A 12,017-nucleotide genomic window follows, 5' to 3' on the forward strand; every position below is an offset into this window, starting at 1 on the left:
TACCCTAATGGAGTGTGTTGTTATTGTTATCCAGCTCGTCAATTTGATGACGGACTAGCTCAATGGCCGGGTCGTCGGGACATTCATCGACAAAAAAACGTAAATCAGCCTTGGCCAGTTCTGGTCTGTCAATTTGGTTAAGCAAGTACCCTCTGTCGCGCCGCTCATAGGGATCATCACCGAGTAGTTCAATCAGTAATTCCACACAGGCAAGCGCGTCGCCAAAACGTTCAGCACCGATAAAAGCCCATTTTTGATGCGCCAGATACAGCTTATATGCCTCTTCATCGAACACCATCTCAGGTAATGTCTCATTATCAGTTTCCGCGTTTTCAGGCTGCAAATGCCATATCTGTTGCCCAGAGGCGGGTTCTATGAGGTAGTATTCCTGTGCACTAAACGATACCTGCACCATAACACTTTGATCAATCAGTGCAATATCGGCGTTAAAGCGACAATGTTCTAAAATGGCTTGCAGTACAATCGCCAATGATAGGCTGTTACCTGTGCGGTATAGCAAGGTAAAATAAACACTGTTTAGGCGATACTCTGGCATCTCTTGTTGCGTGCCACTGAAGCTCCAGTCACTGTAAAAACAATCAACGATAGCATCAAGCGCTTGGTGTTTATCGCTGTAACGCGCATACACCTCGCTGGCAGCTTGTTGTAACTGTTTGAGTTGAGCAAAGGCATCATCAACATTAGCTTGTGCATGCCACCGAGCTTCAGCTTGAATACATTGAGTGATGGCACTGACACTGTAGCTGTGCTCTAGATCGAATTGGTCATCTAACCACACATCAGACATAGAATAGGGTACATCTCACGAGCTAAAAAAACTGAGCGCTAGTTTACCTAGGATCGTGAAGATATACCAATTTCGGCAGTTTTTAGTGGTTAATTGTTAGCTAAAGAAGCCAGATTTCGACCCAGCCAAGTAGCCAATCGCTAAAAGCACGAGGGTATTAACCCCTAACCATAACCATTTTTGGCCTTGTGTAGGCGCTTTAAGCAGCTTAAAACCGATAACAATGTAAGCGACCACTAAAATAATTTTTTGCCATAGCCATGGCACTGCAAGGGGGTTGATACTGGCCACCACAAGCAGCGCAATCGCACTCAGTAACAGCAAGGTGTCAACAATATGGCTGGATATAAATACTGCTTTATTCGCAGCAATTTTACCACCACCGATACGTGAGAAAGCGCGGGTGTAAAAAAGCACCACACTCAAGACTACAAACAACACATGGGTGTGTTTTAGCGCAATATAATCCATACCATTCCTTAATCTGGGTAGCGCGCTAGAATTGTTTCTAGCGTGTCTAGTTTTTCAATAAATACATCTACGAGCTTGGGCTCAAACTGGGTCCCGCGTAAGCGTTGAATTTCTTCCACGACTTCGGCTTTACCCCAAGGTTCTTTGTAACTGCGCCGATGACGTAAGGCATCATAGACATCTGCCAACGCCACTATGCGGCCAAACACGTGAATATCTTGGCCTTTTTTACCTTGTGGATAGCCACTGCCATCCCACCACTCATGATGCTCTTGAGCAATCGTGGCTCCTGCTTGTACTAAGGGCCGTTTAGAATTAGCTAAAATAGTGTAACCTTTTTGCGCATGCTGTTTCATCACCTGCCATTCGTTCTCATCGAGCTTCCCTGGCTTGTGTAAAATAGCATCAGGCACGCCCACTTTGCCGACATCATGCAGAGGAGACGCACTGCGCACCAGTTCACACTCTTGCTCACTCAACCCCAAGCCCCGCGCCAACTCATAGCAGATATGCGACACCCGGCGAACGTGATTGCCTGTCTCGTTACTGCGCTGCTCTAACGCCTCGCTTAAGCGCCACACCAACTCCTGCTGAGTGTCTTCTATTTCCGATTGCAGCTGTACATTTTCATACGCAATTTGTACGTTCTGAGCAAAGATTTCAATCAAGTGTCGTTGCGTGGTAGTTAGGTTTTTAGGCACCCCGGAGATATAAAGCAAAGCGCTGTTATTGTATTGGCTAGAGCAATGGGCAAACAGATAATCGTCTTTATAAATAATGGTTTTTTCATTGAGCGCTTGTGTACAGGCGCTAAACTGCTCTACACTGAGGACTTGATCTAGAGATTTACCCTCACTTTGTTCAAACTCCCCCTGACCGGCAAAAACCACTAAGTTTTTCGCATCCTTTTGCTCACTGCTGGCCACTAAAGAGGTCGCATACATAGCCTTATCAACTGAGCCGAGTAAGGAAGTGAGCTGCTGAATTACTCCGTGAATAAAGGTTTCCATGGAGTGGGAAGCAAATATATCTCGCGAAGCAGTGATAATTTTTTCCAGCCCCTGGCGCGATTGCTCGATGGCTAAAATATCACGATACGAGCGCAGGCTGGACATCACTACGGTGAACAGCTTTTGCGCTGTCAGTTCAGTTTTCGACTTGTAATCGTTGATATCGTAATTAACGATTACTTGGCGCTCTGGCGCCTGGCCAGGCTGACCTGTTCTGAGAATAATGCGCACATGATGGTTTTTGGCTTCATGGCGGATGTACTCTGCAACCTTCAAGCCGGCATCATCGGTTTCCATAACCACATCGAGTAGCACAATGGCTGCATCTGGGTGCTGATTAATTAGCTGCTTCGCTTCGCTGCCTGAGTAGGCACTGATAAACTCCAGCCGTTTTTCTTGGAACTCGAAATCACTAAGCGCGAGTTTCGTCACAGCATGGACTTCTGGTTCATCATCAACAATAAGGATTTTCCAAGTTCCAAGGCTATCTTGCTCGACTTCTTCAATTTCCTCATCACTGAATAAAAAGTCTTCGGACATGTTAGTTCCTTTTAAAAATCAACGACCAATGTCACTCCCTAAGCATAGGCCTAAGTTGTGTATTCAGCCAAGGTGATGCGCTCATTTTGACCTAAATCGACCACTGTCCGCGCATTAACGTACCCGTAATTAGTCAACAGTTGCCGTACAGCCTGCCCTTGCTCGAAGCCATGCTCTAACATCAGCGTTGCACCTGGGTGCAAATAAGCGCGTGCTTGGGCAATGATATGGTCAATATCGGCTAAGCCATTGTCTTTGGCAACCAAGGCGCTGAGAGGTTCATAGCGCACATCTCCAACACTCAGGTGAGGGTCGCTCTCATCGATATAGGGCGGGTTACTAACAATAAGGTCAAAGCGTTGAGCGGCAATAGCACTGAACCAATCGCTCTGGTAGATGCGCACGTTTGCAATACCGAGGGACTGTTGGTTGTGCATCGCTAAGGTAACGGCATCGGCACTGGCATCAACCCCTTGCACCTGCCATTGCTGACGTTCACTAGCCAGCGCCAAAGCAATTGCCCCTGTGCCTGTACCGAGGTCTAAAACCTGCGCATTCTCAGGTAGGTCGAGCGCCAACGCCTGTTCAACAAGCGTCTCGGTATCGGGTCTTGGTATTAAGGTGCTACTGTTGACGGCCAATGGTAAGGACCAAAACTCGCGGGTGCCCGTTAAATGGGCAACTGGCACCCCCTGCAAACGCTGACTCAATAGCTTTTCAAACTCACGCTGTTGACGCTCTTCGAGAGCCTTATCGCCCCAAGCAAATAGGTAGGAGCGTGGTTTACGCAACACGTGTAATAATAATACTTGTGCATCTAGGCGTGGTGATTCACTGCTGTCTGCGAGCGCCGTTGCTGCATTACGCAGCACGGCATCAATAGTCGAATTCGACAATTAATCGTCACCCATTGCAGCAAGCAAATCGGCTTGGTGTTCTATCAATAGTGGGTCAATCACAGCGCCTAAATCACCGGCAACCACCTCATTCAAACGATACAGGGTGAGGTTAATACGGTGGTCAGTAATACGCCCTTGTGGATAATTGTAGGTACGAATACGCTCTGAGCGGTCGCCACTGCCCACCAAATTACGACGCTGGCTGGCCTCTTCTGCCTGACGTTTTTCTGTTTCCGCTTGCTCTAAGCGAGCAGCAAGAACCGACATTGCTTTAGCGCGGTTTTTATGTTGTGAACGTTCATCCTGACACTCAACCACAACGCCTGTAGGAATGTGGGTAATACGAATAGCAGAGTCGGTTTTGTTAACGTGCTGTCCACCGGCACCCGAGGCGCGGAAGGTATCTACTTTAATATCTGCGGTATTAATTTCGATGGCTTCGGCTTCTGGGATCTCAGGCATAACCGCGACCGTACACGCAGAGGTATGAACACGCCCTTGCGATTCCGTTTCAGGCACACGCTGCACTCGGTGCGCACCGGATTCAAACTTTAGCTTGCCGTATACGCCGTCGCCTTTGATATTGGCAATCACCTCTTTATAACCGCCGTGTTCACCTTCGTTAGCGCTGACTAGCTCCACTTGCCACTTCTGAGTTTCTGCATAGCGGCTGTACATACGGAATAGATCGCCTGCGAAAATAGCCGCTTCATCACCGCCCGTACCGGCCCGCACTTCTAAGAACACATTGTTGTTATCACGAGGGTCGCGAGGCAACATCAATACTTGCAATTGCTCTTCTAAGCTCTCCACTTGAGCTTTTGCTTCTTTGTATTCTTCTTGCGCCATTTCACGCATATCAGGATCGGAATCTTTGAGCATTTCTTGCGCTGTGCCCACATCTTCTTGTGCTTGCTGATAGGCGGTAAAGGCTTTAGCCACTTCTTCTAATTCTGCATATTCTTTGGATAAAGCACGAAACCTGTCTTGATCACCTATCACTTCGGGATCACTCAGTAGCGCTTGAACTTCTTCATAACGCTCCACTAAGGTTTCTAACTTGCGGTATACCGACTCTTTCATGTGTTTGTTATTCCTGATTAATTCCTAACATTTTTTGCATTTGTGCCAGCTGCCCCACTTCGCCTTTCTCGGCCGCATCTTTAATCGCCTTAGTAGGCGCATGCATCAGTCGATTAGTGAGTTTATTCGCGAGCTCAACCATGATTTTCTCTGGTTCTTTGCCACTGGCTAGCTGAGCCATTGCTCGCTCAAGGAGTTGTTCTTTCGTTTGCGTCACATCATTACGATATTCGCGGATGAGTCCCACTGAATCGAGAGACTTTAGCCAATTATCAAACTCACTGACTCGCGCAGTGATAATCTGCTCGGCTTCTTTTGCTGCTTGCTCTCGCGTTGCCATATTTTCGCTGACGATCGCTTGCAAGTCATCCACTGAATATAAATAGGCGTTATCCAGCTCCGCTACTTGGCTTTCGATATCCCGTGGAACAGCGATATCAATCAACAGCATAGGTTTGTTTTTACGCTTTTTCAGTGCCTGTTCAATCACCCCTTTACCGATAATGGGCAACGTACTGGCCGTTGAGCTGATGACAATATCGGCCTGTGGTAATTGTTCCGGCAACTGCGCTAAGGATATCACGCCAGCGGCGAACTCGTCGGCTAAATTTCGGGCACGGTCAATGGTACGGTTGGCAACAGTCATTGATTGGGGTGAGTGCTGATGAATATGTCTGGCAACCAGCTCAATGGTTTCACCAGCGCCAATGAGTAGCACACGAGTGTTATCTAGCTTGCCATAAATATGTTTGGCTAAATTCACTGCAGCATAGGCCACCGACACCGCACTGGCACCAATATTCGTCTCGGTACGCACCTGTTTCGCGACAGAGAACGTTTTTTGAAATAAGCGCTCGAATAAGACTCCAACACCGCCATTCTTTTTAGCGCTGGCGTACGCTTGTTTTATTTGCCCAAGGATTTGCGGCTCACCCAGTACTAATGAATCGAGACCGCAGGCCACCTTCATCAAATGATAGATGGCTTGGCTGTGATCAAAGCTGTACACGTTTTCCGCCAGTTCTTTGCTATCAAGTTGGTGAAACTGCGCGAGCCACTGCAACACTTGCTCCGGTGTACCGCTCTCAAGTGAACAATATATTTCAGTGCGATTGCAGGTCGAGACGATCACGGACTCGGCAAACTCATCTTGCATTGTGAGTTGCTGTAGTGCACGGTCAAGTTGTTCAGGAGAGAAGGCAACTCTCTCGCGCAAATCAACCGATGCTGTTTTGTGATTAATACCCAGTGCGACTATGGTCATGGTGGACAACTATTGCTTAACAACCAATTTTATTAAATACTTACTCATTCTTTAAATTAGCGCATAGATGGATAGCTTCTGCCAAACGGATTTTATCGATGGCAGTAAACGAATTCGTCGACGCTAAATGAAAATCGCTTGCAATAACATTGGTCTGAACCTGCTTCAAGCGAATAATTTTACGAAAATCAAGCGAATAAGGAAAGGCGGGAAAGACATTTGATTAACTTTCGATTGATTTTGCTGGTGTTTTTTTTGTTTCTCACAGGCTGTGTACAAACAATCCCGGAATCCACACCACCTAGCGACACTTGGCGCACCTCCCTTAAGCAAATAAAACACTTTCGCAGTGAAGGTAAAATGGCGTTTATTTCACCACAGAAGCGGCAATCAGCTAATTTTGTTTGGCAACAACAAGACGATGAATACAGCCTCGATTTAAACACCTTTATCGGCACCAACGTTTTGCGCTTAAAACGCCACCCCTATATCGTTGAGCTAGATATCGATGGCGAACAATATCAAGGACATAACGCACAGAGCTTAGTGTATCGTTTAAGCGGCTGGCTGTTACCTTTAGATACCCCAGAACAATGGCTGTTAGCGGCCTACGACGCCGAGTCAGCTCAGTTTGATCAACAACAACGCGTACGCAGCGCCAGCTGGCTGAGCCCGGATAATCGTCAGTGGCAGATTCGTTACCAAAATTACGAGGCTATTCAGGGCGTTTGGCTACCAACGCGTATCACCCTGAGCCACGATACTCTGCGCGTTAAGTTATTAATTAATGAATGGCAACTGCAATGAACTCTTGTGCACTTAGCGTGATAGCACCGGCTAAACTTAATTTGTTTTTGCATATAACGGGGCGTCGGGATGACGGCTATCATGAATTGGAAACCCTTTTCACTTTTCTTGACCACGGCGATGAGTTGCATTTTCAACCACGCCAAGACTCGCGCATTGAATTAGCGCCCATCAGTGGTGTAGCCAACGAGGATAACCTTATTTTCCGCGCTGGCGAACTTTTGCGCCAAGCCTATCAGCAGCGTGGTCTCGAAGTGTGCGGAGTGAATATTGATATCGACAAGCGATTGCCTATGGGCGGCGGCGTCGGCGGTGGTTCATCGGATGCAGCAACAACCCTACTTGCTCTTAATTCACTGTGGGGCAACAAGCTGAGCCTGGATGAGCTAGCAGAATTAGGCATTCAACTCGGTGCCGATGTACCCGTGTTTATAGGCGGGCGCAGTGCCCTAGCGCGAGGGGTTGGTGAACAATTACAAGCGGTTGATGTACCACAACACTGGTATTTGGTAGTACATCCACAAGTGCATATAAGCACCGCAGCGGTATTTGGCCACCCTGATTTACCTCGAGATAGCGCCCCCCTACCACAGCAATGGCAGCATGCAGAGCATAGAAATGACTGTGAAGCACTGGTCAAAAAGCTCTACAGCGAGGTTGAAAAAACACTGCAGTGGTTGCTAAAATACGCCCCGTCGAGAATGACTGGCACTGGGGCGTGTTGTTTCGCCGCGTTCGATAGCGAACGCGCAGCGTTAGACGTTCTAGAAAAGCTGCCCACCGAGTGGCAAGGCTTTGTTGCCAAAAGTTTAAATCAATCTCCTGCTCATACAGCGCTTGGTTTAAACTAATGTAGAAGTAAAGTGTTTAAGTTAGCCTGCAAATTCACTTGCATGTTAGTCCAAAATTTCAGTGCCCGAGGAACCCTACCGTGCCAGACATGAAGCTCTTCGCTGGTAATGCAACGCCTGACCTAGCTCAAAAAGTTGCAAAACGTTTATATATCGAACTAGGCGATGCCGAAGTTGGTCGTTTTAGCGACGGTGAAATCAGTGTATCTATTAATGAAAACGTCCGTGGCTCGGACGTTTTTATTATCCAGTCTACCTGTGCGCCGACCAACGACAACCTGATGGAATTAATCGTCATGGTTGATGCGCTGCGCCGCGCTTCAGCTGGGCGTATCACCGCTGTACTGCCGTACTTCGGTTATGCCCGTCAAGATCGCCGTGTGCGTTCTGCTCGTGTGCCAATCACTGCCAAAGTTGTTGCTGATTTCTTATCAAGTGTTGGCGTCGACCGTGTGCTAACGGTAGACCTCCACGCCGAGCAAATCCAAGGCTTTTTCGATGTGCCGGTGGACAACGTATTTGGCAGCCCTGTACTTATCGAAGACATGGCTCAGCGTGATTTTGACGACGTCGTCGTTGTCTCACCTGACATTGGTGGCGTAGTTCGCGCCCGTGCTATTGCGAAGTTACTTGATGACAAAGACCTCGCTATTATTGATAAGCGTCGTCCTCAAGCCAATGTGTCTCAGGTTATGCACATCATTGGTGATGTCAAAGGTCGTGACTGTATTATCGTTGATGACATGATTGATACTGGCGGCACACTCTGTAAAGCTGCTGAAGCATTAAAAGAACATGGCGCTAAACGCGTGTTTGCTTATGCCACGCACCCAGTATTATCCGGTAATGCAGCTGAAAATCTGCGTAATTCAGTAATTGATGAAGTCATTGTCACCGACTCAATTCCGTTGTCAGATGAGCTTAAAGCCTTGGACAATATCAAGGTATTAACCTTGGCTGATATGATGGCCGAGACCATCCGTCGTATTAGCAACGAAGAATCTATTTCGGCGATGTTTGAGCACTAAAGCTGCTTCGCTGATGAGCTCAAATAGAAAACACCGCCTCGGCGGTGTTTTTTTTATTCTGCTGTTTATTTTAACCAAGGCCGGTGGTACTATAGCGCGCCTTTTTTAATTGGCTGTGGTGTTACATCGCTTGCCAATTGGGTTAAGGCCTTTGGTCGCGAAGGTCTTACACTATATTAATTTGATAATTTGGAGACATCATGTCTAACGATTTTTACACATTTGATGCAGAAGTACGTACAGAGCTAGGTACTGGTGCGAGCCGCCGCCTACGTCGTGCAGACAAAGTTCCTGCGATCCTTTACGGTGCAGGCAAAGACGCTGTATCACTAACGCTTGACCACAACAAAGTGAACCAAGCACAAGACCACGAAGGTTTCTACACGCACATTCTTACCCTGAACATCGGTGGTGAGTCTGTTGAAGCGATTCTTAAAGACATTCACCGTCACCCGTTCAAGCCTAAGATCACTCACTTAGACTTCCAACGTGTTGACCCGAACTCTAAGATCCACACTAACGTGCCAATTCACTTCATCGGTGATGAAGAAGTTAGCAAAAAAGGTGCAACTGCTGTTCACCAACTAACTGAAATCGAAATCACGTGTCTACCTAAAGCGCTACCTGAGTTCATCGAAGTAAGCGTAGCTGACCTAGTTCCTGGTGATTCACTACACCTATCTGAGATCAAACTACCAGCAGGTGTTGTTTCAGTAGAACTAGCTAAAGGCGCTGACCACGACCAAGCGGTTGTAACTGTCAACGCTAACAAAGCTGCTCCAGCTGAAGACTCAGAAGAAGCGTCTGATAGCGACGCAGAATAAGGTTTAAGGTGTTAGCACCTTGAATACTATTCAAATGCTAGTGGGCCTGGCTAATCCAGGCCCCGAATATCAAAAGACCCGCCATAATGCAGGGGCCTGGTTTATCGAAGAACTGGCCGCACGCTATAACTGCACTCTAAAACCTGACGCAAAACATCACGGCTTAACCGGCAAAGTTATTATCGGTGACAGCGAATTTAAGCTTCTGATTCCAACCACTTATATGAATCTCAGTGGTAAATCTGTGGCCAGTTTAGCTAACTTTTACAAAATCCCCGTTGAGCATATTCTTGTTGCTCATGACGAGATGGATTTAGAACCGGGCATCGCTAAGTTAAAAAAAGGCGGTGGACACGGCGGTCACAACGGACTAAAAGATATCATTGCGAAAATGGCTAACAACAAAGAATTTATGCGTTTGCGTATAGGTATTGGCCACCCAGGTCACCGTGATAAAGTGACCGGTTGGGTGCTAGGCAAGGCGCCTCAAGCTGATCAGGAAAAGATCGACGCTGCAGTTGATGAGGCTGTGCGCTGCATGGATATTTTGGCGAAAGACGGTGTGCTTAAAGCACAAAACAGACTCCACTCATTTAAGCCATAATGACGCGTGGCTTGAACACAAACAGGTATACATAATATGGGTTTTAAATGTGGTATTGTTGGCTTGCCTAATGTTGGTAAATCAACCCTTTTCAACGCGCTTACCAAAGCTGGTATTGAAGCGCAAAACTTCCCCTTTTGTACTATCGAGCCAAATACAGGCGTTGTTCCAGTACCCGACGCACGCTTAAATCAGCTTGCAGAGATTGTTAACCCACAACGTGTTCTACCTACGACCATGGAGTTCGTTGATATCGCTGGTTTGGTAAAAGGCGCTTCGAAAGGTGAAGGTCTTGGGAACCAATTCCTCGCCAATATTCGCGAAACCGATGCGATTGGTCATGTTGTGCGCTGCTTTGAAAATGACAATATTGTCCACGTTGCCGGGCAAATCGACCCTGCCGATGATATTGAAGTTATCAACACTGAGCTTGTGTTGGCTGACATGGACAGTGCTGATAAAGCGCTACTGCGTCAAGCAAAGAAAGCCAAAGGCGGCGACAAAGACGCAAAATTCGAGATAAGTGTGCTTGAGAAAGTAAAAGCGCATTTAGATGAAGGCTTAACACTGCGCTCACTACGCTTGGAAAAAGAAGAAAAAGCAGCCATTGATTACTTGAACTTCTTAACCATTAAGCCAACTATGTACATCGCCAATGTCAACGAAGACGGCTTTGAAAACAACCCGCATTTGGAAACCGTGCGCGAGATTGCTGCGAATGAAGATGCTGTGGTTATTCCGGTTTGTGCAGCCATAGAAGCTGAACTGTCAGAGCTTGAAGAAGACGAGCGCAACGAATTTATGGAAGATTTAGGCCTTGAAGAACCAGGCTTAAACCGAGTGATTCGTGGCGGCTACGAGTTGCTACAGCTGCAAACTTACTTCACTGCGGGCGTCAAAGAGGTTCGTGCTTGGACGATTCCTGTTGGTGCAACAGCGCCACAAGCAGCAGGAAAAATACATACGGATTTCGAAAAAGGCTTTATCCGTGCACAAACAATCGCGTTTGATGACTATATTGAATACAAGGGCGAAAATGGCGCAAAAGAAGCTGGAAAAATGCGTCAAGAAGGCAAAGACTACATTGTTAAAGATGGCGATGTGATGAACTTCTTGTTCAACGTGTAATAAACACCGCTTCAATGGGCCCGCTTAATTAGCGGGCTTTTTTGTTTGTGAGTGAGAAAAAGAAGCTGTTTTTTATTCGCTTCGCTTGTTTTTCAGGCAAACAATTCATCCTCGTTATGTTTTTACTAAAAAGGTGTTGACGCGCTTTCGGCAGATCAGCATAATACGCCCCGCATCAGCGATGATGAACAAGTAAAAGTTGGCTACGTAGCTCAGTTGGTTAGAGCACATCACTCATAATGATGGGGTCCCCTGTTCAAATCAGGGCGTAGCCACCATTTTCTTTCTACCAATAAGAAAATGAAAATTACTTTATGCGGAAGTGGCGGAATTGGTAGACGCGCTGGATTTAGGTTCCAGTATCTTCGGATGTGAGAGTTCAAGTCTCTCCTTCCGCACCATGTTCTCGATAAGAACTGAAATTATCATTTTCTATAGCTGGAGTATCGCCAAGCGGTAAGGCAGCGGGTTTTGATCCCGCCATTCCCAGGTTCAAATCCTGGTACTCCAGCCAACTTTTCTGAAGTTGAGGAATGAGCCTAGGCTTAAGTTCCAAAATGCTCCAGATTATATTGCGGAAGTGGCGGAATTGGTAGACGCGCTGGATTTAGGTTCCAGTATCTTCGGATGTGAGAGTTCAAGTCTCTCCTTCCGCACCATGTTCTCGATAAGAACTGAAATTATCATTTTCTATAGCTGG

Annotated in this window: 12 protein-coding genes and 4 tRNA genes; 10 read left to right on the top strand and 6 right to left on the bottom strand. The window is 46.9% G+C overall.

The window, feature by feature from the left end:
* Positions 1-4 precede the first annotated feature (4 nt).
* From MHM95_RS18650 to hemA, 6 genes are all read right to left on the bottom strand, one after another.
* Positions 5-808 carry a tetratricopeptide repeat protein gene (locus MHM95_RS18650; RefSeq protein WP_022944693.1) on the bottom strand — a complete coding sequence of 268 codons (804 nt, stop codon included), beginning with the start codon at positions 806-808 and terminating at the stop codon, positions 5-7.
* Positions 809-904: 96 nt separating this feature from the next.
* On the bottom strand, positions 905-1,279 hold the full coding sequence (locus MHM95_RS18655; RefSeq protein WP_022944692.1) for a SirB2 family protein: 375 nt from the start codon (positions 1,277-1,279) through the stop codon (positions 905-907).
* A gap of 8 nt (positions 1,280-1,287) precedes the next feature.
* On the bottom strand, positions 1,288-2,829 hold the full coding sequence (locus MHM95_RS18660; RefSeq protein ID WP_239386009.1) for a response regulator: 1,542 nt from the start codon (positions 2,827-2,829) through the stop codon (positions 1,288-1,290).
* A 50-nt stretch (positions 2,830-2,879) separates the two neighbouring features.
* Entirely contained in the window at positions 2,880-3,725 is an 846-nt protein-coding gene (gene prmC, locus MHM95_RS18665; RefSeq protein WP_239386010.1) for a peptide chain release factor N(5)-glutamine methyltransferase, read from the bottom strand.
* Positions 3,726-4,811 carry a peptide chain release factor 1 gene (gene prfA, locus MHM95_RS18670; RefSeq protein WP_138547608.1) on the bottom strand — a complete coding sequence of 362 codons (1,086 nt, stop codon included), beginning with the start codon at positions 4,809-4,811 and terminating at the stop codon, positions 3,726-3,728.
* A gap of 7 nt (positions 4,812-4,818) precedes the next feature.
* On the bottom strand, positions 4,819-6,075 hold the full coding sequence (hemA, locus tag MHM95_RS18675) for a glutamyl-tRNA reductase (RefSeq protein WP_239386011.1): 1,257 nt from the start codon (positions 6,073-6,075) through the stop codon (positions 4,819-4,821).
* A 219-nt stretch (positions 6,076-6,294) separates the two neighbouring features.
* On the opposite strand from hemA, the gene lolB reads away from it, so the two are divergent.
* The 10 genes from lolB to MHM95_RS18725 all read left to right on the top strand — a co-directional run bounded on the left by lolB (position 6,295) and on the right by MHM95_RS18725 (position 11,976).
* On the top strand, positions 6,295-6,882 hold the full coding sequence (gene lolB, locus MHM95_RS18680) for a lipoprotein insertase outer membrane protein LolB (RefSeq protein WP_022944687.1): 588 nt from the start codon (positions 6,295-6,297) through the stop codon (positions 6,880-6,882).
* Positions 6,879-7,733, top strand: a complete 855-nt coding sequence (gene ispE / locus MHM95_RS18685; protein WP_130146558.1) for a 4-(cytidine 5'-diphospho)-2-C-methyl-D-erythritol kinase — start codon at positions 6,879-6,881, stop codon at positions 7,731-7,733. The genes lolB and ispE overlap by 4 nt, the downstream gene beginning before the upstream one ends.
* 80 nt (positions 7,734-7,813) lie before the next feature.
* Positions 7,814-8,761, top strand: coding sequence for a ribose-phosphate pyrophosphokinase (locus tag MHM95_RS18690; protein ID WP_022944685.1), 948 nt, complete (start codon positions 7,814-7,816; stop codon positions 8,759-8,761).
* Between the two features lie 200 nt (positions 8,762-8,961).
* Positions 8,962-9,585: a 50S ribosomal protein L25/general stress protein Ctc gene (locus MHM95_RS18695; protein ID WP_022944684.1), complete on the top strand. Its 624-nt coding sequence runs from the start codon at positions 8,962-8,964 to the stop codon at positions 9,583-9,585.
* 19 nt (positions 9,586-9,604) lie between these two features.
* On the top strand, positions 9,605-10,189 hold the full coding sequence (gene pth / locus MHM95_RS18700) for an aminoacyl-tRNA hydrolase (protein ID WP_022944683.1): 585 nt from the start codon (positions 9,605-9,607) through the stop codon (positions 10,187-10,189).
* 36 nt (positions 10,190-10,225) lie between these two features.
* Entirely contained in the window at positions 10,226-11,317 is a 1,092-nt protein-coding gene (gene ychF, locus MHM95_RS18705; protein ID WP_022944682.1) for a redox-regulated ATPase YchF, read from the top strand.
* A 201-nt stretch (positions 11,318-11,518) separates the two neighbouring features.
* Positions 11,519-11,595: transfer RNA gene (locus tag MHM95_RS18710), tRNA-Met, on the top strand.
* Positions 11,596-11,633: 38 nt separating this feature from the next.
* A tRNA-Leu gene (locus tag MHM95_RS18715) sits at positions 11,634-11,718 on the top strand.
* 38 nt (positions 11,719-11,756) lie between these two features.
* Positions 11,757-11,831, top strand: a tRNA-Gln gene (locus tag MHM95_RS18720).
* Between the two features lie 60 nt (positions 11,832-11,891).
* Positions 11,892-11,976: transfer RNA gene (locus tag MHM95_RS18725), tRNA-Leu, on the top strand.
* Positions 11,977-12,017 lie beyond the last annotated feature (41 nt).

It is taken from the genome of Pseudoalteromonas sp. CnMc7-15 (assembly GCF_022347925.1).
GTDB lineage: Bacteria > Pseudomonadota > Gammaproteobacteria > Enterobacterales > Alteromonadaceae > Pseudoalteromonas > Pseudoalteromonas ruthenica.

Bases quoted from the DNA above. Each gene is read 5' to 3' on its own strand.
- MHM95_RS18650 (WP_022944693.1), bottom strand. From the start codon at position 808: ATGTCTGATGTGTGGTTAGATGACCAATTCGATCTAGAGCACAGCTAC.
- MHM95_RS18655 (WP_022944692.1), bottom strand. From the start codon at position 1,279: ATGGATTATATTGCGCTAAAACACACCCATGTGTTGTTTGTAGTCTTG.
- MHM95_RS18660 (WP_239386009.1), bottom strand. From the start codon at position 2,829: ATGTCCGAAGACTTTTTATTCAGTGATGAGGAAATTGAAGAAGTCGAG.
- prfA (WP_138547608.1), bottom strand. From the start codon at position 4,811: ATGAAAGAGTCGGTATACCGCAAGTTAGAAACCTTAGTGGAGCGTTAT.
- hemA (WP_239386011.1), bottom strand. From the start codon at position 6,075: ATGACCATAGTCGCACTGGGTATTAATCACAAAACAGCATCGGTTGAT.
- ispE (WP_130146558.1), top strand. From the start codon at position 6,879: ATGAACTCTTGTGCACTTAGCGTGATAGCACCGGCTAAACTTAATTTG.
- MHM95_RS18695 (WP_022944684.1), top strand. From the start codon at position 8,962: ATGTCTAACGATTTTTACACATTTGATGCAGAAGTACGTACAGAGCTA.
- ychF (WP_022944682.1), top strand. From the start codon at position 10,226: ATGGGTTTTAAATGTGGTATTGTTGGCTTGCCTAATGTTGGTAAATCA.